General features: G+C 53.0%; 23 protein-coding genes and 3 tRNA genes. 9 read left to right on the top strand and 17 right to left on the bottom strand.

The features are described from left to right. Positions 1-13 precede the first annotated feature (13 nt). From A6A26_RS08445 to serB, 8 genes are all read right to left on the bottom strand, one after another. The gene (locus A6A26_RS08445) at positions 14-2,536 is read right to left on the bottom strand and encodes a fimbria/pilus outer membrane usher protein (RefSeq protein ID WP_063878318.1); all 2,523 of its coding nucleotides are present in this window, start codon (positions 2,534-2,536) and stop codon (positions 14-16) included. Between the two features lie 5 nt (positions 2,537-2,541). Next, positions 2,542-3,231 (bottom strand): fimbrial biogenesis chaperone, encoded by a 690-nt coding sequence (locus A6A26_RS08440; RefSeq protein WP_063878317.1) that lies wholly within the window; start codon positions 3,229-3,231, stop codon positions 2,542-2,544. A 39-nt stretch (positions 3,232-3,270) separates the two neighbouring features. After that, positions 3,271-3,825 carry a fimbrial protein gene (locus tag A6A26_RS08435; protein ID WP_063878316.1) on the bottom strand — a complete coding sequence of 185 codons (555 nt, stop codon included), beginning with the start codon at positions 3,823-3,825 and terminating at the stop codon, positions 3,271-3,273. 243 nt (positions 3,826-4,068) lie between these two features. Further along, positions 4,069-4,518: a hypothetical protein gene (locus A6A26_RS08430; RefSeq protein WP_063878315.1), complete on the bottom strand. Its 450-nt coding sequence runs from the start codon at positions 4,516-4,518 to the stop codon at positions 4,069-4,071. Continuing rightward, entirely contained in the window at positions 4,515-5,456 is a 942-nt protein-coding gene (locus A6A26_RS08425) for a winged helix-turn-helix domain-containing protein (protein WP_063878314.1), read from the bottom strand. Before A6A26_RS08425 ends, A6A26_RS08430 begins: the two co-directional genes overlap by 4 nt. 332 nt (positions 5,457-5,788) lie before the next feature. After that, on the bottom strand, positions 5,789-7,027 hold the full coding sequence (gene nadR, locus A6A26_RS08420; protein ID WP_063878313.1) for a multifunctional transcriptional regulator/nicotinamide-nucleotide adenylyltransferase/ribosylnicotinamide kinase NadR: 1,239 nt from the start codon (positions 7,025-7,027) through the stop codon (positions 5,789-5,791). A 92-nt stretch (positions 7,028-7,119) separates the two neighbouring features. Further along, positions 7,120-8,502, bottom strand: a complete 1,383-nt coding sequence (gene radA / locus A6A26_RS08415) for a DNA repair protein RadA (RefSeq protein ID WP_063878312.1) — start codon at positions 8,500-8,502, stop codon at positions 7,120-7,122. A 13-nt stretch (positions 8,503-8,515) separates the two neighbouring features. Then, positions 8,516-9,493 (bottom strand): phosphoserine phosphatase, encoded by a 978-nt coding sequence (serB, locus tag A6A26_RS08410; protein ID WP_063878311.1) that lies wholly within the window; start codon positions 9,491-9,493, stop codon positions 8,516-8,518. A 107-nt stretch (positions 9,494-9,600) separates the two neighbouring features. On the opposite strand from serB, the gene A6A26_RS08405 reads away from it, so the two are divergent. Further along, on the top strand, positions 9,601-10,269 hold the full coding sequence (locus tag A6A26_RS08405) for a YtjB family periplasmic protein (protein WP_063878310.1): 669 nt from the start codon (positions 9,601-9,603) through the stop codon (positions 10,267-10,269). Positions 10,270-10,346: 77 nt separating this feature from the next. Here A6A26_RS08405 and yjjG read toward each other — a convergent pair whose 3' ends face one another. Genes yjjG through A6A26_RS08390 form a run of 3 tightly spaced genes read right to left on the bottom strand, consistent with a single transcriptional unit; the run spans position 10,347 to position 11,869 of the window. Further along, positions 10,347-11,027, bottom strand: coding sequence for a pyrimidine 5'-nucleotidase (gene yjjG / locus A6A26_RS08400; protein WP_063878309.1), 681 nt, complete (start codon positions 11,025-11,027; stop codon positions 10,347-10,349). A 19-nt stretch (positions 11,028-11,046) separates the two neighbouring features. After that, the gene (gene rimI, locus A6A26_RS08395) at positions 11,047-11,487 is read right to left on the bottom strand and encodes a ribosomal protein S18-alanine N-acetyltransferase (protein WP_063878308.1); all 441 of its coding nucleotides are present in this window, start codon (positions 11,485-11,487) and stop codon (positions 11,047-11,049) included. Continuing rightward, entirely contained in the window at positions 11,459-11,869 is a 411-nt protein-coding gene (locus tag A6A26_RS08390; RefSeq protein WP_063878307.1) for a DNA polymerase III subunit psi, read from the bottom strand. Before A6A26_RS08390 ends, rimI begins: the two co-directional genes overlap by 29 nt. A gap of 105 nt (positions 11,870-11,974) precedes the next feature. Here A6A26_RS08390 and rsmC point away from each other — a divergent pair, with 105 nt between their 5' ends. From rsmC to A6A26_RS08370, 4 genes are all read left to right on the top strand, one after another. Then, positions 11,975-13,006 carry a 16S rRNA (guanine(1207)-N(2))-methyltransferase RsmC gene (gene rsmC, locus A6A26_RS08385; protein WP_063878306.1) on the top strand — a complete coding sequence of 344 codons (1,032 nt, stop codon included), beginning with the start codon at positions 11,975-11,977 and terminating at the stop codon, positions 13,004-13,006. 161 nt (positions 13,007-13,167) lie between these two features. Next, positions 13,168-13,254, top strand: a tRNA-Leu gene (locus tag A6A26_RS08380). Positions 13,255-13,284: 30 nt separating this feature from the next. After that, a tRNA-Leu gene (locus A6A26_RS08375) sits at positions 13,285-13,371 on the top strand. 28 nt (positions 13,372-13,399) lie between these two features. Next, positions 13,400-13,486: transfer RNA gene (locus A6A26_RS08370), tRNA-Leu, on the top strand. Between the two features lie 67 nt (positions 13,487-13,553). Here A6A26_RS08370 and A6A26_RS08365 read toward each other — a convergent pair. Beyond that, positions 13,554-13,790, bottom strand: coding sequence for a DUF1435 family protein (locus A6A26_RS08365; RefSeq protein ID WP_063878305.1), 237 nt, complete (start codon positions 13,788-13,790; stop codon positions 13,554-13,556). 254 nt (positions 13,791-14,044) lie between these two features. On the opposite strand from A6A26_RS08365, the gene A6A26_RS08360 reads away from it, so the two are divergent. Both A6A26_RS08360 and A6A26_RS08355 read left to right on the top strand, forming a co-directional pair. Continuing rightward, positions 14,045-15,142 carry a GGDEF domain-containing protein gene (locus tag A6A26_RS08360; RefSeq protein ID WP_063878304.1) on the top strand — a complete coding sequence of 366 codons (1,098 nt, stop codon included), beginning with the start codon at positions 14,045-14,047 and terminating at the stop codon, positions 15,140-15,142. A 213-nt stretch (positions 15,143-15,355) separates the two neighbouring features. Next, positions 15,356-15,820, top strand: a complete 465-nt coding sequence (locus tag A6A26_RS08355; protein ID WP_063878303.1) for a YbaK/EbsC family protein — start codon at positions 15,356-15,358, stop codon at positions 15,818-15,820. On the opposite strand, the gene A6A26_RS08350 is transcribed toward A6A26_RS08355, so the two are convergent. The 4 genes from A6A26_RS08350 to A6A26_RS08335 all read right to left on the bottom strand — a co-directional run bounded on the left by A6A26_RS08350 (position 15,817) and on the right by A6A26_RS08335 (position 20,712). Next, positions 15,817-17,037: an MFS transporter gene (locus tag A6A26_RS08350; protein ID WP_063878302.1), complete on the bottom strand. Its 1,221-nt coding sequence runs from the start codon at positions 17,035-17,037 to the stop codon at positions 15,817-15,819. The genes A6A26_RS08355 and A6A26_RS08350 overlap by 4 nt on opposite strands. Positions 17,038-17,250: 213 nt before the next feature. Continuing rightward, positions 17,251-18,237, bottom strand: coding sequence for a nucleoside hydrolase (locus A6A26_RS08345; RefSeq protein ID WP_063878301.1), 987 nt, complete (start codon positions 18,235-18,237; stop codon positions 17,251-17,253). An 8-nt stretch (positions 18,238-18,245) separates the two neighbouring features. After that, the gene (locus A6A26_RS08340) at positions 18,246-19,271 is read right to left on the bottom strand and encodes a LacI family DNA-binding transcriptional regulator (protein ID WP_063878300.1); all 1,026 of its coding nucleotides are present in this window, start codon (positions 19,269-19,271) and stop codon (positions 18,246-18,248) included. Between the two features lie 46 nt (positions 19,272-19,317). Further along, positions 19,318-20,712 carry an MFS transporter gene (locus tag A6A26_RS08335; RefSeq protein WP_063878299.1) on the bottom strand — a complete coding sequence of 465 codons (1,395 nt, stop codon included), beginning with the start codon at positions 20,710-20,712 and terminating at the stop codon, positions 19,318-19,320. A gap of 585 nt (positions 20,713-21,297) precedes the next feature. On the opposite strand from A6A26_RS08335, the gene A6A26_RS08330 reads away from it, so the two are divergent. Next, positions 21,298-21,852, top strand: a complete 555-nt coding sequence (locus tag A6A26_RS08330; RefSeq protein WP_063878298.1) for a histidine phosphatase family protein — start codon at positions 21,298-21,300, stop codon at positions 21,850-21,852. On the opposite strand, the gene A6A26_RS08325 is transcribed toward A6A26_RS08330, so the two are convergent. Then, entirely contained in the window at positions 21,849-22,799 is a 951-nt protein-coding gene (locus A6A26_RS08325; RefSeq protein ID WP_063878297.1) for a beta-propeller fold lactonase family protein, read from the bottom strand. The genes A6A26_RS08330 and A6A26_RS08325 overlap by 4 nt on opposite strands. 503 nt (positions 22,800-23,302) lie before the next feature. Between A6A26_RS08325 and A6A26_RS08320 the strand changes: the two genes are divergently transcribed. After that, positions 23,303-24,316, top strand: a complete 1,014-nt coding sequence (locus A6A26_RS08320) for a glycosyltransferase family 32 protein (protein ID WP_063878296.1) — start codon at positions 23,303-23,305, stop codon at positions 24,314-24,316. Positions 24,317-24,416: the final 100 nt, after the last annotated feature.

The raw sequence follows: 24,416 nt of genomic DNA, 5'->3' as shown, positions 1-24,416 counted from the left end.
AACACCTTACATTTTAAAAACGACATACAGCATCCGCGTAGGTAATCACCGCATCAGGTTTAGGTTTTGGGATGTGGTAGTTAATCAAACAGGATGCTTTCGCGTCCTCTCCCCAAACGGCTTTCAGCTGTCCCTGGGTTTTCGCGACGCGTAACCAGGCATTGCCGCCCTGACCAAACGTCCCCACCCGGTTGCCTGCATCGTCGAGCAGATCCGCCCCCACCGGCACCGTCGTCTCGCGATTGGTGCGGGTCTTTAACATGACCGGATAACCGCGTAAGGTTCTGAACGTCACCTTCACCATCGCACCGGCATAAGGCGCGACGATTTTTTCACTGTCCTGAATCTCGACATGGCTATCGCTGCCGCTGGCCCCCAACGAAATACTGTTGTAGTGATAAGGGTTGAGCGACGGCACCAGGGCATAACCAAAGCGATCGATTTCGGTGCCCTGGCTATTCAAAATGCGAGCATTCCTGGCCCCTTTCGCTTCGACAAGGGCAAAGGTGTCACCCAGATAATTGCCCAGCGTTACACCACCGCTGTGGATCACCGCCGCGCCCATCGCATTGACGGACATCTGCTTAAACCGTGAGGATGTGGATGCCGTACCGGTCAGACTGGCTTCTGAGAGTTTTTTGCCCAGGCTGCCACTTAACGTTGTGTCGCGTTGTTGCTGATCACGATTGATATTCAGGCTGTAGCTGGTGCCGCTCTCGCCGCTTATTCCGCTGAGTGAGGCGTTATAGTTACTGCCATTTTGGCTTCCACGGGTTCCCCCCAGCGCTAAATAAGGCGACGTGGCTTCTGAACCTAACGGAACCGAGATGCTGACCTGAAACTGGGTATCTTTATAAAAGGTGTCGTCTGAATGTTGGGGCATCACGGCCATACGCGGATCGTTTGAGTAAGCTCTGCGCGAATACTGGCGGGACAGGGAAATATTCAGCGCGATATTTTTTGGCAGCACGGTGCCATAGCCAATCTGAAACTGCGTATTGCGTGAACGGCCGTCGTAGTAATTTTGCTTCGAGCCGGAAATATAGATATTTCCCCACTCACCCAGCGTCTGGTTAACCGTCATCTGCAGGCGATTACGCTGCATATATTCGCTACTGATATTGTTGCGGCCCGGCGTTTCTGCATTATTTAATGCAATAACATCATTGAGATCCCGATAGCCCTGGGTGGAATACTGATAGCCGGCAAACGTCAGCGTGGTCTGGGTAGGCTGGAAGGTACGACTGTAGCTGAGTTCGTAGCGCCATCCCTCGGTCGTCTCGCCGCCGTTCAGGTCGGCTTCAGAGTAGGCGCTGTTGAAGCCAACGGCACCGAAATCGGACGCCCAAACGCCACCGGCCAGCACCGCATGATAGTGCTCACCCAGACGCGCGCCACCGTTAAGGGTAATGGCGTTTGTCAGGCCATGCTTAACGGTTAACTCTGTAAACGTATTGTATTGGCTGTAATCCCTGACTTTACCGGCCGCAAAGTTGTAGTCGGTTCGGCCTGGACGCAGCGACTGCGGTAACACCGCATAGGGCACGCTAAACTGATGGAGGCTGCCGTCAGACTCCTGAACCTCAACCTTGAGATCGCCGCCATAGCTGACCGGGCTGAGATCGTTGATGATAAACGGCCCCGGCGGCACGGTGGTTTGGTAGATCCGCTGTTTGCCCTGCCAGACGGTCACGCGTGCGTTGCTGTTTGCTACGCCACGCACGACCGGGGCGTAGCCCCGAACAGAATCGGGCAGCATACGGTCGTCCGAGTCCAGACTCACACCGTTGAAACTGACGGCATTAAACAAGTCGCCCTGACTAAAAAGCTCCCCCAGCCCGACCTCACTTTGCAACGAAGGCAATGCCCGCTGCGCCCAGGCTCTGGCACTTTGCCAGCGATTACCCCATTCATCATGGGTCAGGTTTCCCTGCTGACGAAAACGCCACATTCCCACGTTCATACCACTGTTGATGCCCAGATAGGTGGATTCAAAACGCTGCGCATTTTTGTAATCTGAATAGAACTGGTTAAGGTTGTAATTCACGAACGCTATGGTCGAGCCAGCCGTCAGGTTTTCCGGCGCGATATAGCCCACAGGCCGCTGAACCAGCATCGCCTGGGGGATGGATACGTCGACGCGTAAGCTGGCGGTATTGACGTTAACGGCGGCGCCGGGTAAAAGCGCGTCTGGCCGGACGCAGCCTGTCGCCTTCAGGGCAGACAAATAATGCGCTTTGACACCAAACGCGTGATAAAACGGCGACGGAAGACACACGGAGAGCGGTCCGCCTGCCCGCACGATCTGCAAGGTTGTGGATTGTTGAAACTTACCATTGAGGTAAAGTTCCACATCATAACGACCCGGCTGAAACCAGGCATCCTGCGCATCATCCGGCATCGCAACCTGTCCCGGCATCATTTCGCGCACTAATGAAGGATCAAACGTATAGTCATCCTGCGCATCAGCCGCCTGACTTTCCCTGGCAGGGATCAGACTGAACGCGAACAATAAGAATAAGGAAGCTTTATTCATTTCGGCTATTTTTCGTTCAGGTTTATTTTTTCGTCAGCACCAAAATCGTTGATCAGGAGGGCGGTAAGGGCGTATCCCACCAGGGATGACGAACTGTGCAGCGTGACCTTGCTTTCACTAAACGGCGCGAGCGTTACGGCATCGTCCCAGGCAATCGTCTTATTTCCCTTAATCAGTGAAAACGCGCGGATATTGGCGTAAAAAGGAGAGGCATTTTTGAAGAGAATATCTCGCCCCTGAATACGATAAGAAAGCGCCTGCCTGACGTTATCCACAGAGAAATCGAGTTGCCTGGGGCGAACGATGACTTTTACCCTGTTCTTAATAATCAGATAGAGTTTATTTTTATCTTCATCGCCCTTTTTCACAGAGGGGATTTCTGTATAGTCCATGTAGAACAGCGACTCTCTGTCCTGCGGTAAATTATTCTCGGTGACTTTGACTTTCACCGTTTGACCGGCGGCTGGCGCGATGCGAAAAATTTGCGGCAGCGCCACAAAGGGCAGTGTGGACGCCGCGTCAGGATTAATCGCCTGAATTTGAATAAGCGCAGGCTGATCGCCCGCATTGGTAAACTGAATGGTTTTTTCATTTTTCGCACCATCAATAATTATCCGGGTGCCATTCAGCACGACGCTTGCCTGACAAAGGGGAGCGGATAAAGCCAGAAACAGAATAACAAGAGACTTGAACACAGGTTTCTCCTGCCCCCTCGGCTAAAGGGGGCCTGATAGTTATGGATAGCTAACAGAATATTGAACGCTACTCAAAACCGTACCCGCTCCAGCGCTTCCAGAGTCGCTGTAATATTCGACTGAAAAATTTTGTGATGCACTGGTGCTACCACTGGCCAGCGACATGCCGTTTACGGTCGCCGTGCCACCTGACAGATTGATCGTTTTGTCACTACTATCCAGTAAACGCAGTGCGACATTCGTCGCTGTGCCGGTATTTAATAAATCCCCCGTGGAGGAAATATTATTTCCCGCCAGATTGATATTAATTGCCTGGGTTGTACCCGCCGCCGGCGCAACACAGCCCGTTAAATTGATCGTAAAGGGTGTTTTACCGGCGGTGGATTTCGCCGCGTTCAACGAGGCTGTCGATACCGTAGGCAGCAGAATAATCGGGCTACCGGTTGCATCGTTTATATTAACGTTACAGGTTTGCGCGTTGACTTCACCCTGAAAGCGAATAGTATTTTGCGATGCGGCAAAGGTGTTAAAAGAAAGTAAACTTACACCGCACAAAGCAAAATACATACAGCGTGATAAAGACCTGGCTTTCATTGATTCCCTCTTATTATTTAGGTTGATAACATGCTCATTGGCAGGGGAATCATAAGGGGCGAAATAGCGAGGCTGTATGTGAAGTGTTCTGACCTTATGTGAACAAGACCTTAAGAAGATATAATTTTATTAAAATCAAAAGCATAAAGTTATCCCTGTGTTGCAGAAAAGATAAATTTCATAAGATAACTACAGGTCCAACGTTTATGCTCTGCACGGCTTATCGGCTATTTTTTGGTCGTTTTATTTTTCACAAATGAAGAGCGGAACAGGACCAGAATAAAATACCCATGTATCGATGCCCGTCCGTTTAATGACGAAAGGGAATGTCGCCCCCACGGTGATAAAAAACGCCGGAAGCCATTTTTCTTGTTGCTCAATACTCATTTGATTATCCGGGGATGGCTCAATCAATGTCGACTGCGCGAGATAAAGATCGCCATCACGATGATAATTAAACCGGATAATTTTACTCATGCTGATGGCTTTTTGATTATCGCCGGTCAATCGCCCCGCTAAGGATAAAACGCCGTGCCCGTTGCGCATATCGTGAGAAACGATCAGTGAAAATCTTTCACCGCTTCTTATGTAATTGATGTTTGCAATGCAATGAATATAATCCTGGCGAAAAAAAAGCATCACAACACCGGCTACGGCCATCGTCAGCACAGCCATCCAAAACGTCAACTTCACCACTTTCTCCTTATATAATAATACGACACACAGTCAGGTGAACCGAATAGTGAAATTGCGTTTTTACATTGCAATACGGAGATTCGTTCACCGTTGGTAAAGGCGGTGATATAAATCTTCCTTCTTTCCGTGCATCCCGAATGAATATCAATAGCGATGCGGGCCACTAAACTGTTATCTGCTTTTTCATTACCGTATATTTCGCATCCGTTCATATCAAACCGCTTTACGAAATCCATCTCCTTCCGGTAAAGGGAAAAGGTCACAATGGCCATACCACACATCACAATCGTCATAACCGTCAGCACAACCATAAGCAGGTTGCGTGTGTAGATGGCCTGTTGAGCAGGCAACTCTCCGACGGCTAACGCGGCAGACTCTGGATAGCCGGTATTATAAGCTGCCCCGGATGCATTATGCAGCGCATCGGTAACCGGCTTTTCTGACATATTCTCATCGACCTGAAGAGCAGGCTCAGGAATATGTTGGGGAACGTCCTGCCCACTGGCCTGGCTTAAATCTGGCGTGCCAGCGTCTTCTGTAGATACGTTTTCCAGTCCCTCTGCTGATAATGGCGTATTATCCGGAATAGCCGCTACAGGCACGCTTGTCGATTCTTCAATGAGAATGGCATTTGACAGCATAAAGCCGCGGCGCGGAATGGTTCTGATCACATCCTGCCGAATACCAGATGCCAGTAGCGCTTTTCTGACCAAAGAAATACTTTGATATAAGGCATTCGCACTGACCTCCATCCCAAATCTACGCCAGGCATACTGGTAAAAAGACTCATGATCGACAATTTCACCCTGACGTGCGATCAGTAATTCAAAACAATAAGAGGCAGAAGAATGCAACTTCAACGTCTGATTATGACTGATTATTTCCCTTTTCCCAGGATAAAATACCGCATCGCTACCAATACTGATCTTTTTCATGTCGTTACATCCGGGTATATCATTATTTATATCTTATGAATATTCCCTTAATATAAACCAGTTAAAAATATTGAACTTACATTTAACATAAACACACAGAAGAAATGAAATAACATCAGTATTTAAATACGTAATAATGTTGCCGCAGAATTCAAAAAAATTTTTTTTGTTTGACTTTGTTACGGACGATATTCGGTTGCGCACGACGATGTGAAAGGCCTTATTTCCCAGCAACAGGCCGGAAAAATCGCCATTATTATAAAGATAACACAAGGAGAAAGGGTCAGAGATACGGCTATCCTCCGGCCCTTTATGTCGGTAAACAGATTGTCTCAGAGCGCGCTTTGCTCGCCCAGCATACCTTTCACCAGCTCAATACAACGCAGGAAGCGCGTGTCATAATCTTCTTCCTGCACATGGACGAAGTCGATGTTGTTTTCACGCAGCATGGATATCAACATGGTCTGGAACTCACGGCGATCCACAGAGCTGCCCAGGCTGCGCAAGCCATCGGCCACCCAGGGCACGTTATTCTCCAGCAGAATCACCAGGTCGAAACGGTATTCATCAATCATCGCCTGAACAAACGGATGCTCGCGCCCTTCATACTTTTTACAAAAGGCCTGCGTGGTGACGAAATCGGTATCGATAAACGCCACTTTATTGGCATATTTCACCGCAAAATCAATGTACTGCGCATGACCGAGCGCGATTTTATCGTAGTCAGAATATTGCAGCGCCATCTCATCGCCGCCCAGGTGAGAAAAGACGTAATCCCGCCCATATTCCCATGCGCTGGAGGTGTTGAAGATGTTTGCGAGCTTGTTCACCAGCATGGATTTGCCGCTCGACTCGCCGCCCAGAATGGCCACGGTACGCACAAAAAACGGTTTCACTTCAGTGGGGATGTAATCCCAAAAACGGAAGGGGTCCTGACGAATCTGCGTGCCGCTGATATTCATAAAGGATCGGTTCGGATCGATCAGCACCGTCTGAATGCCCAGATGTTGCTGATACATCTCGGCGTCCGGTGCTTCACTGGTATAGATGCAGTCAGCCGCAATCCCCTGCTCATCCAGGAAGGTTTTCACCCCTGCGCTCCACACATCCCAGCCATGCGGATAGGGTTCAATCCCCTCTTCATCGAAAGCATGGATACGAATGTTTTTCTGATATTTGAAGGTTTGCAGTAACCAACGCAGGCGATCGCTGACCGTGGGCTGTTGCGACATGGCGCTGTTTTCAAACAGGTCACGATCGCGCGGTTCGTCATAGCCCATGATGATATGCAGCTCATCTACCTGGCTACAGGCGCGCTGAATCAGATAAATATGGCCGGTATGCAGCGGATAAAACTTACCAAATATCACGCCGATTTTTTTATCCCGGCGGGGAAATTCCAGGCCGAGAAAGCGGTGCAAGGCTTCAAGCTTTTGGGCGCTGGGGCTTTTAATTTTCGCGTTAAGCAGTTGGCTTAAATACCCTTTGGTCATGCCACTGGCATCGGCCACCTGTTGGAGCGTGTGGCCCTGCTGGCGAATGGCCGTTTTTAAATAATCAAACGCCGACATGTGGTGCCTCCTGCAAGAAATGATCAAAGACGTGAGGACGTTTGTCCCTCACCAGCCCTTTTGTATAACGACAAAAGGGCATACGGAAAAGCTTAGAGATCATCAAGAATAGCCAAGGCATCCGCCAGCTTTTTCGCGCTATAGACGCGCATTCCCTCAATCGGCTTTTTCGGTGCGTTACCCGCAGGGACGATCGCCCGCTTGAAGCCATGTTTGGCCGCTTCTGAAATACGTTCCTGACCGCTGGGCACCGGGCGAATCTCCCCCGCCAGTCCGACTTCGCCAAAGATGACCAAATCCTGGGGCAATGGACGATCGCGCAGGCTGGAGACCATCGACAGCATCAGCGCCAGGTCGGCACTGGTTTCCGTGACTTTCACGCCGCCGACCACGTTAACGAACACATCCTGATCCGCCATTTGCAATCCGCCATGGCGGTGCAATACCGCCAGCAGAATCGCCAGGCGGTTCTGCTCAAGCCCGACGGCAACCCGGCGTGGATTGCCCATCATCGAATGATCCACCAGCGCCTGAATCTCGACCAGCAAAGGACGCGTGCCTTCCCACAACACCATGACCGAACTGCCAGAGGTGACTTCTTCGCCGCGCGACAGGAAAATGGCGGAGGGATTACTCACCTCACGCATGCCCTGCTCTGTCATGGCAAAAACACCCAGTTCATTCACCGCGCCAAAGCGGTTCTTGTGGCTGCGCAGGGTACGAAAACGGGAATCGGCATCGCCATCCAGCAGTACCGAACAGTCGATACAGTGCTCAAGCACCTTCGGCCCGGCCAGCGAACCATCTTTGGTCACATGGCCCACCATGATAATCGCCACGCCGCGGGTTTTCGCAAAACGCGTCAGATAAGCAGCGGTTTCGCGTACCTGTGCCACACTACCGGGTGAAGACTGGATATCCGCCATGTGCATCACCTGGATGGAGTCGATGACCATGATTTGCGGCTCTTCCTGCTCAGCGATCAGGCAGATCTGCTCAATGCTGGTTTCCGACAGCATATTCAGATTGTCAGTGGGCAACCCCAGACGATGGGCGCGCATCGCCACCTGCTGTAATGACTCTTCACCGGTGACGTACAGGGTTTTCATACTCTGCGCTAAGCGGCACATGACCTGTAGCAACAGGGTGGATTTACCGGCTCCGGGGTTACCGCCAATCAGAATAGCGCTGCCCGGCACCACGCCGCCGCCCAGTACGCGGTCAAATTCTTTAAAGCTGGTTGAGAAACGGGGCAAGGCTTCCAGACTGATTTCCGACAGCTTTTGCACCCGGCTGGTTCCGGCATGGCCCGCATAGCCGCTGAGCCGCTCATTACGCGCAGCCGCTGGCGAGGCGGCAATGCGCACCTCGGTGATGGTGTTCCAGGCGTGACAGGCGCTACATTGCCCCTGCCAACGCGGATAATCTGCGCCGCACTCGTTACAAACAAATGCGCGTTTTGCCGCTTTGGCCAAATCAACTCCTCAGTTAACGCTCTTCGTGAATCAGGCTGCCGGTCAGGATGCAAAACACCCCCATCAAATCGGCATGACGAATCGTGACGGCCGTTTGCTCATTGACCTTTGGTTTGGCATGGTAAGCAATGCCCAGCGCAGAGGCTTTAATCATCGGCAAATCATTCGCCCCGTCACCCACGGCGACGGTTTGTTCTGGCGCAATGTCGAACCGCTTTGCCAGCTTTTTTAACGTCTCGGCTTTGTACTGCGCGTCCACGATCTGGCCCAGCACTTCACCGGTGAGTTTGCCGTCACGGATTTCCAGTTCGTTAGCCGCAACAGCCGACAGGTGCAGCTTATCGCGCAGGAACTCCGCAAAATAGGTAAACCCGCCGGAAGCAATCGCGACCTGCCAGCCCAGCGCCTGCAATTTTTTAGTCAGCGTGGTTAAGCCTGGCATTAACGGCAGTGCATCGCGCACCTGCTTCAGAATATTGGCATCGGCATCTTTAAGCGCCGCCACGCGCTGACGCAGGCTGGCGGTAAAATCCAGCTCGCCGCGCATCGCCCGTTCGGTAACTTCAGCCACCTGCTCGCCGCAGCCGGCCAGCCTGGCAATCTCGTCGATACATTCGATTTGAATCGCGGTGGAATCCATGTCCATGACCAGCAGGCCAGGCGTTTTCAGATGCGGGATTTTCCCCAGCGGGGCGACATCCAGCGTCAGTTCGTGTGCCAGTTTGCTGGCAAACGGCGTCAGGGAACCCGCCAGGCGAATCACCTGGTAGTCGTCCACGTTCCAGGCGCTGACGATAACCATCGCCGCTCCCAGCCGGTGCTGGTAGTCGGTCAGACGCTGTTTATCCAGGCCACGGCCATAGAGTAACCAGCCGGTACGACCCGCGCGGTAGTCCAGCGGCATGACTTCGTCACCGCTTAATGAAAGGGGCAACCCCGGCCAGAGAGAGACATCAGCAGGCAGATCGCACCAGGTAAGATGATTTGACATCAGGGCTCCTGTAGGAACAACAAAACCACGCAAGAGGCTACCTTGTCTGCGCTGCTTCTGGCAACATAATATCCAGGCTTTCTGTTGTGACGTGACTCGGATAATTAATGGCTAAAACCGCACTGAAATTTCGCCTACATCGCACGGTGATCGTTTTGATTTCGCTGGCGCTGTTGGTGGTGCTTATGCAAGGCGCATCCTGGTTTAGCCTTGGGCATCAAATGGCCCGTTCTGAACAGGCCGAGGAGCTGGCACAAACGCTTACCCGCCAGGTGGCATTCAGCCTGAAACCGCTCATGGATAACAGCGAAGATAATCGTGGTCAGATTGAGGCCATTCTTAATCAGATGACCGCGAATAGCCGCATTCTTGATGCCTCAGTCTATGCCGGTGACGGCAGTCTGGTGGCGCACAGCGGTGAAAACATCAATGTGCGCGATCGGCTGGCGCTGGATGGCAAACGGGCGGGAAGCTACTTCAATCATCAGATCGTTCAACCCCTGAGCGGCGGCAGCGGCCCGACGGGCTTTCTGCGTATCACCCTGGATACCCACGTGTTGGTCACCGAATCGCGCCAGGTGGATAACACCACCAATATTCTGCGCCTGATGATGCTACTGGCGCTGGCGATTGGCATTATCCTCAGCCGTACCTTGCTGCGCGATCGCCGCACGCGCTGGCAGCAGTCCCCGTTCCTGCTCACGGCCAGTACGCCCGTGAAAGAGGATGATGAAGAGGACGAGAAAAAGGACGACGCGGCTAAGCCATCTGCCTGATAGCGCGCGAATATGAACGAAAGGCCCGTATTACGGGCCTTTCGCAGACGACACTAGCTGGGTGTGACAGGTGACATTCAGGCTTTTAACAGGGCTTCCAGCTCTGTTAATGAGTTTACCCGCCAGTCAGGTTTAATCGGTTCCGGCAGTGGGCGCGTACCGTGATCGATCCAACAGGTTTTCAGTCCCGCATTCATACCGCCCAGGATATCGGATTCTGGCGTATCGCCGACCATCAATACCCGATTGCGCTGGGGATTTCCCATCTGCGTGAGCGCATAATCAAAGATTCTGGCATCGGGCTTAGGCACGCCCACCTCTTCTGAAACCACCAAAGCGGAAAAGTAGTCGAGAAAACCGGTGCGTTCCAGGCGACGCTGCTGAAGCGCGGTAAAGCCATTGGTGATGATGCCCATTTTGACGCGGCCGTGCAGCAGCGTCATCAGGCTGACTGCGCCTTCCAGCGGCATACAGATTTCAGCCATCGCCGACAGAAAACCGTTATTCAGGATGTCAGGCGCCACGCTGAGCTTTTGCCCCCAGCTCACAAAGCGGCGGGTCTGCAGCTCCTGCGCCGATAACTGACCATTCTGATAATCGACCCATAACGGCTTATTTACCGCCTGGTAATCGAGGTAATCCTGGTCGGTAAACGGCACATCGTACCCGGCAAACAGCCGTTGTAAGCCAGCATAAGCGTCAAAGTGGAACAGTGTGTCATCCGCATCAAACAGGATGCAATCCCAGTTATCTAACATCAAAACTCCTCAGAAACGACTACAGCGTCAGCGCCATGATCAGTGCATCTTCACGGCCACCGGCGGTGGGATAATAGTTTGGACGGCGGCTGACCTGATTGAAATCCAGCTGTTCGTACAGCGCAATCGCAGGGGCGTTTGAGGCACGGACTTCCAGCCACAACGTCATCACATCGCGTGCAATCAGTTGCTCGATTACATGCTCCAGCAGCGCCCGCCCAAAGCCACGCCGTTGATACGCTGGGTCGACCGCAATATTAAACAACGAGGCTTCGTCCAGCACCACCTGGGTGATGGCGAAGGCGGCCATCTGGTTATCGACATCTAACCGTAGGTTCAGGAAACGTTCGCCCTGGTTACTGGCAAAGGTCTCTTCGCGCCAGGGAAAGGCGTGGCTACGGCATTCGATAGCAAAAGCGTCGGGAATAGCGTCAGGCGTGAGGAAAGAAATGGCTGTCATGATCACACATTTGTTGCCAGAGCGCGCGCCGGGCGGCACCGCTGCTGAGAAGTTCATTAAAAGAAGCGCTGGATAACGCCACGCCATTAAAGGGTTGTTCGCTTTCCACGCCCAGTAACCAGCCCGCACAGCTCAGGGTTTCTGGTAGCATTTGCAGCTGGTCGGGCGTGACGGTCATCACCTGAGTCGGTTTCAGACTGAGCGTGTGCAGGACATCGCGCAGGAAAGGCTCCTGCAAACCTGGTGGATTCTCCGCCACGATAATCAGCTGCGTATCGGGTAAAAGCCTTACGGCGATCTCGCCCTGGAGCACGCGCGGGCGGCGCAGTTGATACTGCGTAATCCCCATTTGCTGTAAAAGCCAGTCGCGCCTGGACGTCATGATATACCTGCTCTGCTCGCTGAATGCGACGCTATGCTAGCAAACCCATCGAACATGCGCCAACAAACCACTATAATCTCCGCTCAGATCTTACAGGAGCCCTACATGTCTGCTTTTACCCCGGCCAGCGAAGTCATTCTGCGCCACAGTGATGAATTTACCGCCCGCCACGTTTTATTTGCTGGCGATCTGCAGGATGACCTGCCCGCACAGCTGGAGACCGCCTCTTCACGCGTGCACACTCAGCAATATCATCACTGGCAAAACCTGAGCCGCCGCATGGGGGAACAGGCGCGTTATGGACTGGTCGCTCAGGCAGAAGATGTTCAGGGCTGCGATACGCTGGTGTACTTCTGGACCAAGAATAAACCGGAAGTGCAGTTTCAGTTACAAAACCTGTTGTCGTTGCTGCCGGTTGGCTGCGATATCTTTGTTGTCGGTGAAAACCGCAGCGGCGTACGCAGTGCGGAAGGCATGCTGGAGACGTGGGCTACCCTGGAGAAAATCGACAGCGCACGCCGCTGTGGTCTTTACCATGGCCGCCTGGATAAGCAACCTGCCTTTGATGCCACGGCCTTTGGTAACAGCTATCAGTTGGATGGCCTGACGGTGCATACCTTACCCGGCGTTTTCAGTCGCGATGGCCTGGATGCCGGCAGCGCCTTACTGCTTTCGACATTCACGCCGCATACCAAAGGCAAAGTGTTGGATATCGGCTGCGGTGCTGGCGTGCTTGCCGCCTCATTACCGGCCCGCTCACCCAAAGTGCGTTTGTGGTTGTGTGATGTTCATGCCGCCGCCATCGAAGCGAGTAAAGCCACGCTGGCTGCCAATGGTCTGGAAGGTGACGTGTTTGCCAGTAACGTTTTTTCCGACGTCACCGGGCGTTTTGACATGATTATCTCCAATCCGCCGTTCCATGAAGGCACACAGACCAGTCTGGATGCCGCACAAACCCTGATCCGTGGCGCCGTTAAGCACCTGAACAGCGGAGGTGAATTGCGCATTGTCGCTAACGCCTTCCTGCCTTATCCCCAGGTGCTGGATGAAGCCTTTGGCAATCATGAAGTGCTGGCGCAAACCGGTCGCTTCAAAGTTTATCGTGCAGTTTACGGACGCGGTGCCAAAACCCGTTAATCCCTTTTTTGTGCCTTTTTCGCCCTTTTTGCCTCTCGCCAGGCTGAAAACGTTGCTTTTTGCAGCGATCGTTTCCGTCTGGCGAAATATGTGTTGACGCATTGAGTAAAATCTCTAAAATGCGCCTCCGTGGTTGTAATACGGTAACGTGTTGCGGGTATGCGAAGGTGGCGGAATTGGTAGACGCGCTAGCTTCAGGTGTTAGTGTCCTAACGGACGTGAGGGTTCAAGTCCCTCTCTTCGCACCAAAATCACAAATTTCATATCGCGAGCACTGCGCGAAGGTGGCGGAATTGGTAGACGCGCTAGCTTCAGGTGTTAGTGTCTTAACGGACGTGAGGGTTCAAGTCCCTCTCTTCGCACCATTGCGGTGATATGAAAAGACAACGCGATGCGAAGGTGGCGGAATTGGTAGACGCGCTAGCTTCAGGTGTTAGTGTCTTAACGGACGTGAGGGTTCAAGTCCCTCTCTTCGCACCAACGTTGTCCTCTCCACCGCTGTTTCCACCTTGTTTCTCCCCTCTGCATCATCGTTTTAAAATCCCAACTACAGACCGGTAAATTTTACGCCTATCGCCGCGAGTCCACCTGCCAGCGCCAGACAGGAAGGCAGCAAGACATAGTGCCGCATGCGCTGATTAAACAGCATGAACAGTGTCAGCAGCAATGCGAGCAGCATCACGCCCCGCCACTGCTCAAAGCTGGGCTGCCAGAATGTTATTGCCGGTATTGCTGCACATGCCAGCATGCTTCCCCATGCACTATCCAGTTTTAAACCGCCCATCGCCTTCCCCCTTGCCCGTCAGTGAACCGTTCTGCCAGTGGTCGATATGATAACCATTCCCATTAGCATATGATAATCATTCTCAACTTTCAGCTTGTTTTTTTACAGGCAGGCAGGAAGATGACAGTTAAACAAGAAAATGCTAAATTGCGACCGACTACATTCTTTATAACATCAATATAACGTCTGTCGACCGGCCGAAATCATGCGCCGGTTTTTGCTTTGTTATTTCAGGGCTGTCACGAGTATGAATAATGAAAATAGAATCTTATGATGAATTGAAACACAGCAAATACCGCCTGTCGCTGATGCTCTTTTTGTTTTTAAACGCATCCGTTTCGCTATTTTGTCTGCTCCCTTTGGCGGAAAACAGTGAATCACAGGCCACGTTGCCGGTGATGATAGTGGCGTTCTTTAGCATGACGATGCTGAGCACCTGTTTAATAAAAACTAAACTAAAATTACCCCTGCTAAATCCCGTTGCGCTCATCTTAGGGGGATTGTGGGCATGGCATATTCAGGATCGCTATCATTGTGTTTTATTTAATGATGGATTTTTTTTGATTGTCAGTTTGCTGTGCGTTTTCTTTATCAGCGCCATTGCACTCAGTGATTATTTGGTGGCGTTCTGCCTGCACATTACGCCGTCAATGCTAACCGTGCTGTTGCTGGACCACGGACAGCATTTGCCATTGATTTTATTGACTATTGCCCTGCCGTTGATTGGCTTTTCACTGCAGCATCTGATGCGCCGCCGCTCGGAAGATTTTACGCTGCGCTTAATGTATCAACTGTATGAAGAAAAAGAGTCGTTTAGCGATCTCAGTATGCTCGATCCTTTAACTGGCTTATATAACCGGCGTGGGCTAAAGAATCGCCTTGATAACATTCTGGATAATCATGCCGGCAGTCATTATGTCTTGCTGCTGGATATCGACCATTTTAAGGCTTACAACGATAATTATGGTCATGCCATGGGTGACCAGGCGCTGGCTCGGGTTTCCGTTGCCATTCGTGATGCCGTACGCTCACGCGATGTGGTAACACGCTACGGCGGTGAGGAGTTTTTAGTATTAATGACCAATGTTAACGCCTCCATCGCCATGAAGCTGGCTGAACGCATCCGCCAATATGTGGTGAATTTGGAAATACCGCATTTGTTTAATGAACGTGTTTCTACCCACGTCACCATTAGTGCCGGTATTGCGCCCATTTACGATAATGAATTTGACCAGGCGGTAGCGAATGCGGACCGTGCATTATACGTGGCGAAAAATCAGGGACGAAATACCATTCTGGCCTGGGAAGATCTTCCCGGCATCGCCAGCACCACGGCAACTGAAGTCATATAAAACGCGCGCCGGATAGCGATGTTATCCGGCGTCCGCTCCCGATAATACGCTGAAAAAAAACGCACCCGCCTTTTCCCCTCACCCTGTTTTTCCCCCGCGGTCTCCTGACTTTCATCGCCGCTATGCATTCTGTTACCTATTATTTCGCTATCTCGTTTACACCCTTGCAGGCTTGTGGCAATTTTTACGCCTTCAATTAGCATGGAGATAAAAATGAGCCTGGAGTCTGTACGCCAGTTTTTTGCCGAGCGTGCGCCGGAAATCGACATCATTGAGATGCCCTACAGTACGGCAACGGTAGAAATGGCGGCTCGCGTTCACGGTGTAACACCGGGGCAAATTGCCAAAACCCTGTCACTTAAGGTGAAGAATGAGGTGATCCTGGTGGTAACCCGTGGCGATGCGCGGTTAGATAACCGCAAACTAAAAGCGGTTCTGGGTGCCAAAGCGCGGATGTTAAGCGTGGACGAAGTGATTAACTGGACCGGGCATCCCGTCGGCGGGGTTTGTCCCTTTGGCCTGGAAAACCCGGTGACCGTTTATTGTGATATCTCGCTAAAAAGCTTTGATGAAGTCTTGCCCGCAGCCGGTGCGGTTCACAGTGCCGTACGCATTTCGCCGCAGCTGATGGCTGAACTCACTGCGGCAAAATGGGTGGACGTCTGTGAAACGCATTAATGCGGCTGCTTTGCCGTAACGCCGGAAATTTTTATTCCACGCGTTTCGCGACCAAAGGCGACAAACACGCAAATCAGCACCGCCACGGTTCCCGCCACAATCGCCATGCCAAGCCCATAATTGCCGCCGTGGGCTTCAGCAATACGCGACTGCAGCGTGGCGTTGACTGATGCAATAAGATTGCCCAACTGATATACAAAGCCGGGCAATACCGCTCTTGCATTCCCCGGCACCAGTTCGTTCAGGTAAGTCGGTATCACGCCCCATGCGCCCTGTACCATAAACTGCATCAAAAACGCGCCAAGCCCGATGGTCCAGGAGCCAGTGGAAAACGCCCACAGCGGCAGCACCGGCAGCGTCAGCAACGCCGCAATAATAATGGCTTTTTTGCGACCAATGCGTTCTGACAGCGTGCCAAAGAAGATGCCGCCCAGCATGGCTGCGATGTTATAGCTGATCGCGATGATACTCACGGTATGGGCATCAAACTGGTGCTGTACTTTCAGGAAGGTCGGATAAAGGTCCTGCGTGCCGTGGCTGAAGAAGTTAAAACAGGCCATCAACAGCACCATGTAGATGCATATTTTCCAGTGCTGACGCAGTATCGGCATCAACGCACTGCTCTCTTTGCGCTCACGCGCCGCCAGCCAGACGGGCGATTCAGGCACTTTGAAATAGATAAAAGGTAACAGCAGAATGGGAATGGCACCGATGAGAAACATGCCGCGCCAGCCCACCGCATTAAAGAATAAGCCAAAGACGACAGACGCCAGCAGATAACCACAGGGATAACCCGCCTGGAAAAGGCCCGACATCAGGCCGCGAGAACGGTCAGGAATGGTTTCCATCGCCAGCGATGACGCCACGCCCCAAATTCCCCCCATGGCAATACCATAGAAAATGCGAAACGCCAGAAACGCGCCGAAGGTGGGTGACCAGGCGGACAGCAGTTCGAACAGGGAGAAAAAGACAATATTCAGCATCAAAATGGGCTTGCGACCATATTTCTCCGCCATCCGCCCAAACAGCAGCGCGCCAATCGGGCGTACCGCCAGCGTCAGCATAATGGCGACAGACACATCGGTGACGGAATTATGGAAGTACTGAGCCAGATTACTCAGTACAAACACCAGAATAAAAAAATCGAAAGCGTCCAGCGTCCAACTGGCAAAACAGGCGAAAGCCACATTGCGCTGGGTCGATGTCCAGTCAAGCATAGAAGTCTCCTCTCTGAGACACTCTGGCGCATCGTCCATAACGTTCCTGGTCGCTGTCGGAGAGTGATGTAATTGTTAATCAAATGTATACATCATGTTTATGGGGAGAGCGTACCGCGCAATTGTCAGGCAGTGGATCAGGCTGTAAGAAAGCATGTCTGACGAGGGAGAGAAGAGGAACAGAAAGAGGACAGGCGACGTATCGCCTGTGGGTTAGCCGGGGAGTTGGTTAAAAGCGTGCTCAATGATTGACAGCAGGAGCGCATTGTCAACGCTGTGCAGAACGTGCACCCGCGCGCCGCTGTCAGGTGGAATCCCGACGTCCAGCCGCAGGGGCTGACGGTAGCGCCAGGTTTTACCGCGCGTGGCGCCCGGACGAAGCTCAATATCGACGCGGTAATCCGTTCCCCATGCCACGCGCTGGTTAAGCAGCCATGCAACAACCAGCGCATCATGAATCCAGCATCCGGCCAGGTGGCGAGTCTGCATCGAATACGCGATCCAGGGCTGCAACGTGTCATGCACAAAGCGCGGCAGTGGATGATCCCGACGGGTGATGCGTGTCAGATCGTCCTGCGTCAGCAGGGTTTGCGTGGTGACATCCATCGGCACCAGGGTAATGGCTGCACCACTGTGCAATACCTGATGTGCAGCGTCGGGATCGATGCCAAAATTAGTGTCTTTGATGTAATCTTCCAGGGCAAAAACACCGCCCATAATCACGATCTCTGCCACGGATTCCGCCATGGCGGGAAAACGCTGCATCGCCAACGCCACATTGGTCAGGGGACCAATCGCAATCAGGGTAAACTCGCCGGGGTTATCACAGATGAGTTGCCCCATCGCCTGCGCGGCATCCATTGCATCCGCCGGTAACGCCGCAGGCTGAGGTACGTCCTGCCATAATGACATCAGGCCAAGCTGTTCAACCCGTTTGTCCAGCACCTCACGCCAGGGAGCAGGATCTTCATGCAATGCCTGACGGGCACCCTGCACCACAGGAATCGCCGATCCCAACCGCGCGACCAAATCTTTGGCGACGCGAGCACCCACTTCGCTCGGTGTATTCCCTGCAACGGTGGTGATTAATTCTAACGACAGCCCTGGTGAGGCTAATGCCAGAGAAAGTGCCAGGCCGTCATCCGTATTCGCCCCGGCAATCCCATTCCCCGGATCACAATCAATAATCAGTCTTTTCATTATTTGGTTTATAAACTCTGGCCTGATGGCCGACAGCCACAAGATTCACCAATTTCAAGATGGTGCGGAAACGCTTCGATGCGCGCCTCGCCATTCCACTCTTTCAACATATGGATAGCGCAGCGGGCCATATCTTTTACCGGCTGGCGCACCGTCGTTAAGGCCGGGACATGGTAGGCAGACTGTCCTGTGCCGTTAAAACAGACCAGCGCTACGTCCTCCGGCACGCGAATGCCATGCTGACTAAAGGCACGGATACAGCCAATAGCCTGGCCTTCATTGCTGGCAAACAGCGCGCGGGGAACCTGTTGGTGATGGATCATGCGTAGCGCGGCCTGATAACCGCCCTCACGGGTATAAGTCGCAGGGAAAATCCGTGACTCATCAACCGGCAGATCGTGTGCCTGCATCGCGTCACGCCAGCCCTGAATACGATCCTGAGCATTAAGCATATCCAGCGGTCCGCTAATCATGCCGACCTGCTGATAACCATGGCTCAGTAAATGTGAGCACACCTGAAAAGCCGCTTGTCGCTCATCAACCCGCAGCATGCTGACGCCCGGCTGGGCTTCAACCCGATCGAGCATTACCAGCGGTGTCCCGCTGGCTTTGATGATATCGATGAAAGGATGGCGATCGACGCTGTTATAAAACAGGCCGTCAACCTGGCGGTTCAGCAGCCCCTGAATCAGCTCCAGTTCCCGCTTGCGATCGTCGCCTGCATCGCCAAGCAACATCACGTGACCGTGATTCAGCGACTCCTGCAGCAACATATGCGCCATGGACGCGACAAAGGGGTTACTGATGTTCGGCACCACCAGACCAAAGGTTTTGGTGTTGCCTGACGCCAGGGCACGGGCGGCGGCATTGGGGCGATAGCCGGTCTGTTCAATCGCGGCCAGCACGCGCTGTCGGGTTGCGTCCGCCACAGGGCGCGGCCCGTTATTAATGACGTAGCTCACTACCGCGACCGATGTCCCGGCGGCTTTTGCAACGTCGCTGCGCGTCACAGTGGTTTTTATCTGTTTCGCCACTTCGCCCTCCTCATCTATTGCCGCCTGCTGTGTAACATCATTTTTTTCAGATGGCGTCCTCTGGCAGATTCAGATCGCGCCCGCGCGTTTCCGGTGCCACAAAGGTGGTCAGGAAACCAATGGAAGCCATCACCGAGAAATAGATCGCGATGGACCACCAGTGCCCGGTGTACGAAAGCATCGCTGCCGCCACTAAGGGTGCGGTGCCGCCAGAAATAATTGAGCCCAGCTCTTTCGCGACGGCCATCTTGGTATAACGGTGATTCACCCCGAACAGCTCTACGCCCCAGGCCGCCTGTACGCCAAAGATGCCCAGTGAAGCCAGCGCCATGCCCACCACGATAACCGGGATGACAATCGCCGGCTCTCGGGTGTCCAGCAGCGTAAAGGCAGGCCAGGCATAGATCATCAGTAGCAGGCAAAATACCCGATAAACGATACGGCGACCAAAGCGATCTGACAGCCAGCCTGCCAGCGGAATAATCAGGAAGCCGAGCAGTGAGGCAATAAAAACCGCCGTCGTGGGCACGGATTTATCGACCATCAAGACCTTAGCGACATACCCGACGATAAAACCCTGCGCCAGATAAGAGGGGCCGTTTTCGCCAATACGCAAGCCGACCATAGTCCAGAACGCGCGGGTACGCTGAAAGAAAGGCCGTGTATCCACGCCTGGCTGCTGTGCGGCGATAACCTCAGCGCGCTCAACAGCCCATTGCGCTTTCTTGCGCTCGAACACGGGAGTTTCACGCAGGTTACGGCGAATCCACAGCGCCACCAGGGCGATCACGGCGCTGCTCAGGAACGGAATACGCCATCCCCATTCCAGCAGGCTTTGTTTGTCCATCTGCACCACCAGCAACCACACCAGCGAAGCCAGCAGCGTACCGCTGTTAGAGCCGAGTGCAATCACCGAAGACACCAGACCACGACGCTTAACCGGGGCATATTCCCCCAGCATAACAGTGCCGCCGGAGAGTTCTGCGCCTGCGCCAAACCCCTGACTGAAGCGTAGCAAAACCAGACAGGCAGGCGCCCAGATACCAATGGAAGCATAGCTGGGAATCAAGCCGATCAAGGTTGTGGACGCCCCCATCAGAATAATGGTGGTCACCATGACGACTTTGCGGCCTTTACGATCGCCGAGCCAGCCAAAAAATAAGGCACCAATGGGGCGGGCAATAAAGCCAACTGACCAGGTCGCAAAACTGGCCAGCAGCGCCATAGTCGGCGTTTGTTCAGGAAAGAAAACGTCACCAAAGATAATGCCAGCGGCCAGGCCATAGAGTGCGAAATCCGCATACTCCATTGCCGTTCCTAACCAGCAAGAAACCGTCGCGCGCCAGAAGTCTTTGCGGCCGGCTGAGGTGTTAAACCGCTCATCTGCGGCGGAGGTAGAAGGCTGTGATGCCTGCTGCGTAACGGAATGCTGTGCCGTCATAAACGCTGTCCCTTGAAAATATGCAGTTCGATAAATGCCATTCCGAGAGACGGTTCCCTGACTACAAGCAGAACGCCCCGGTGGCGACATTCAGTTGGCTAACCATGATGAAAGGAAAGTTAAAGATTCCCTGGTGTTGGAATCCGCAGTATCGCGAGCTTCGCCGCTGTATATTTCAGCGGTCGTATAAATCTGGCGAATGTAACTTGTTCCTCGATCGGCCTACCGTGCATCGAGCACCGAGAGCAATCACTGGAAGCTAGTGTATCTACGCGCGTAGATAAATCAATAGCTATTCGGAAAATTTGTTAGATTTTCTTTAGTATCAAGTTTCGCTAATATACCGTTTTCAACGCAAAATCAGGTGGTTAATCACGACCTGACGCACAGAAAAACAGCATAAACAGGTACCAGGTTCACTTTTCTTTTAACATTAAGCCAAACTGGCTGTCAGAATCTTTCATCGCCTGCTGTTGTCGCACATCGGTATGACTGGCAGATGACAACAGACACAACGATTGCCACAGAATCCAACCTCAGCTATACCTGACTGGCGCGTAAACTGGAGAAAGCCGTTAAACCATTATGACCATTATCCTGATGCGGCACGGTAAACCTGACCATCCTTTTGCCCGACGCTTAAGCGCACAGGGGCTGGCGGACTGGTGCGAAGCCTATGATCTTTCGCTGGTTAGCGACGGGCCGCCGGATCGCAGCATCAACATCGCCAGCAAAGCGGCGGTTGTCGTCTGCAGTCCTTTACCTCGCGCCCACTCTTCGCTGGAGCGCCTGGGACTGCGCCCTCATTACGTTGATGCGCTGTTCAGTGAAGTCGGCATTCCTTTACTGCGGGCGGACCGCCTCCAGTTGCCGACCTTTGTCTGGCAGGCCATCCTGCGCGCCATGTGGTTTTGTGGCTATGCGGGTGAAACCGAGTCGCTACAGCATGCGCGCGCCCGCGCCTCACGTGCCGCAGACAGGTTGATCGTCCTGTCGCAGCAGGGCACCGTTCTGCTGCTGGGCCACGGCATTATGAATAAAATGATTGCCCGCGAACTGCGCAAACGCGGCTGGCAGGCAGAGAAACACGCCAGCAGCCGACACTGGAGCTCGGCCATTTACCATCGACCTTTTATCTAGCCGATTTGAAAGTAACTCAGCGTTTCATAGCCCGCGCCCACATCAGTGGTCGCTATGACCGTCTTCTGCGCCAGGTCAATGACACTCAGTGTCTGGTTATCAGCATGGGTAATCAGTAACCGTTTCTTATCCGGGCTGAAGCAGCCATCCAGCGGCTGACGAGTCAGGGCTACCTGCCCCACAGGATTCAGCAACTCATCAAAAAGCGTCACGATCGGCTCCTGATGCCCGATTGCCATCAAATAGTCACCATCCGGGCTAAAGCGAACCTTCTGGCAGGGCTGCTGATGGCCGGGAAGCGCCAGCCGCTGGCGGATGCGATGGCTTTGACGATCGACCACGTAAAGCAGCGGCACATCGGCTGCGCTGGCGATGAGATAAGGATGCTTGGGGGATGCAGTAAGACCCGAAACCGGGCCGGGCATCAGGATGGTATCAATTACCCGCCCTTCCGCCTCACATAAGTCCACCACGGTTATGGTGGCGTCCTGCTCATTGTCGGTAAACAGTTTGCGCCCGCTGGGAGAAAGCGTCAGGCGGTGAGTATTATCAAGCGGAACAGGAATGGTCTTTTCAACACGATGCGTTTGCGGATCGATGACCACCACCGCCGTAGGATTTTCACAACAAAGGTACACTTTGCCGTCGCGCCCCAACTGACCACTGTGCGGCGCTTTTGACGGCGACAGGTCGATATACGCGTTGATCGCCCGCTGCCGTAAATCAATCACCGCCACTTTATGGCCCGGATGCGGCAATTCTCCGCCCATATCGTCGCCGTACAGGGGAAGAAAAGCTTTCTTCCAGGGAGCCAGCATCAGCAGCTCGTGCAGGCGCGTGGGAACAACCTCCACGGCCTGACTCACCGCAAAGGTATCGGGATCAAGAAACAGCGCACGTCTGGTTTGTCTGTCAATCGCCAGTAATCCTCGAGATTCAAACGGCATGTCATCTCCTTTTTATCTGTATAGCTAAAGCGTAGACAATGACTGTCAGGCTGCGCGCACCGGCAAATTGGTTAACTGTGCTGAAGGGTTGTTTTCATCTCGATTCAGCATCCTGTTTTTTATCCATCCACTGTTTATCCGTTTTATGACAACAAAATTAAGGACGATGTTCTCCGTCGATTTTGCCATAGCGGAATAAAACATTAGCGTGAATAAATATTTATTTTTATGTCAGGCTGACGCTTATTTCCGTTTTATCCTAAAGTTCTTATCAGGAATAGCGGATTGTTGAATTATGTTCTATTAAATAAAGAGGTCGCGGCCGCTCACGTCCGTGCGTGTCACCCCTCGCGGCCCGCCACCGTAGTACCACCAGGAAAAGACAATAAAAACGGTGCAGCACAGTGTGATGTCTGTGTTGATCTCAGTTTATATACGGGTTAGCAGCTAACCCTTTATTTGCCGACTGGCGAAAACACAATAATCAAAATAACAGGTGAAACATGAATTCACACCGCCGTTCCTTGCATCACCTCTGGCGTCAATGGGAAAAACTTGCTTTCACCAGTCGCATGCTATGGACGATGAGACAACATCGGGCCGTGAGTGCGCCCGAATACGATCCGGCACTGGAACAGGACGTGGTGCTGATGTCCGTGCCAAAGGCGCTGCCTGCCATTGCCAAACAAGTGTGGATGTACTGGCCCGGCGACCGTGTGCCTGCCTCCGTGGCGCTTAACGTCAGTAACATTCGCCGCGATAATCCGGATCATGAAATCCATCTGCTCACGCCTCAGAGTCTGGGACAATGGCTGCCGGATCTGCAGTTTGTTTCTTCCGATCTCACGCAGGACCTGAAAAGCGACATCATCCGGCTGGAGCTGTTGTTACGCTACGGCGGCATCAGCATCGATTGTAATACTCTGCTGTTTGACGATCTCACCTGGGTCCATCAGGCGCAAAGTGACCGCCCGATGGATGTGGTCGGTTATTATCGCCAGCAGTGCACCGATAATCCGCTCAGGCCGGTGATTGAAACCGGTTTTATCGCGGCTCCCGCCCAAAATCCCTTTATCCGGGAATGGTTGAAACAGCTGGCGCCGGTAAAATATGTCGGAAGACAAAACTACCTGCTGGAGCTGATGAAGCGCAGTGACTTCCCTGCTGTACGACAAAATTTACGTCAGCCGGGTGAAGAACTGCTGGCGCTGGCCCATCAGTTAGCAATGGATGAGCATCGCCGTGTGAATACGCTGCTACGTAAAGCGGAAGCCAGCGCCGGGTATTACCAAAGCGTGCACGCCGGCAACAGCACGGCATGTGTGCGTTGCGTCTTATTCCAGCAGCGCCCGCTTACGCCGCCACCGGTCATCAGGCTGAGTGACAGCGATCGCGCGCACCTCGATTTCAACCTGCGGCTCCGGTTTTACAATCGGGCCAGCCTGGTCGGGGAAGCCCTGCACAGCAGCCTGTCCTCACCGGCCAGGCTCTCTGCCCCACTGGAACAACGCGCCTGATCCATCCAGAGCCTGGCCAGTTTCATCCGAAATCGCCAGGCTCGCCAGCTCTTCGGGACAGACTGCTTGCCTGCAATGTGAATCCGCTACCAAATCCGCG

Origin of the sequence: Pantoea sp. OXWO6B1 (genome assembly GCF_001641135.1) — a bacterium.
Lineage (GTDB): Bacteria > Pseudomonadota > Gammaproteobacteria > Enterobacterales > Enterobacteriaceae > Pantoea > Pantoea allii.
This window is presented reverse-complemented; position numbering and strand designations above follow the sequence as displayed.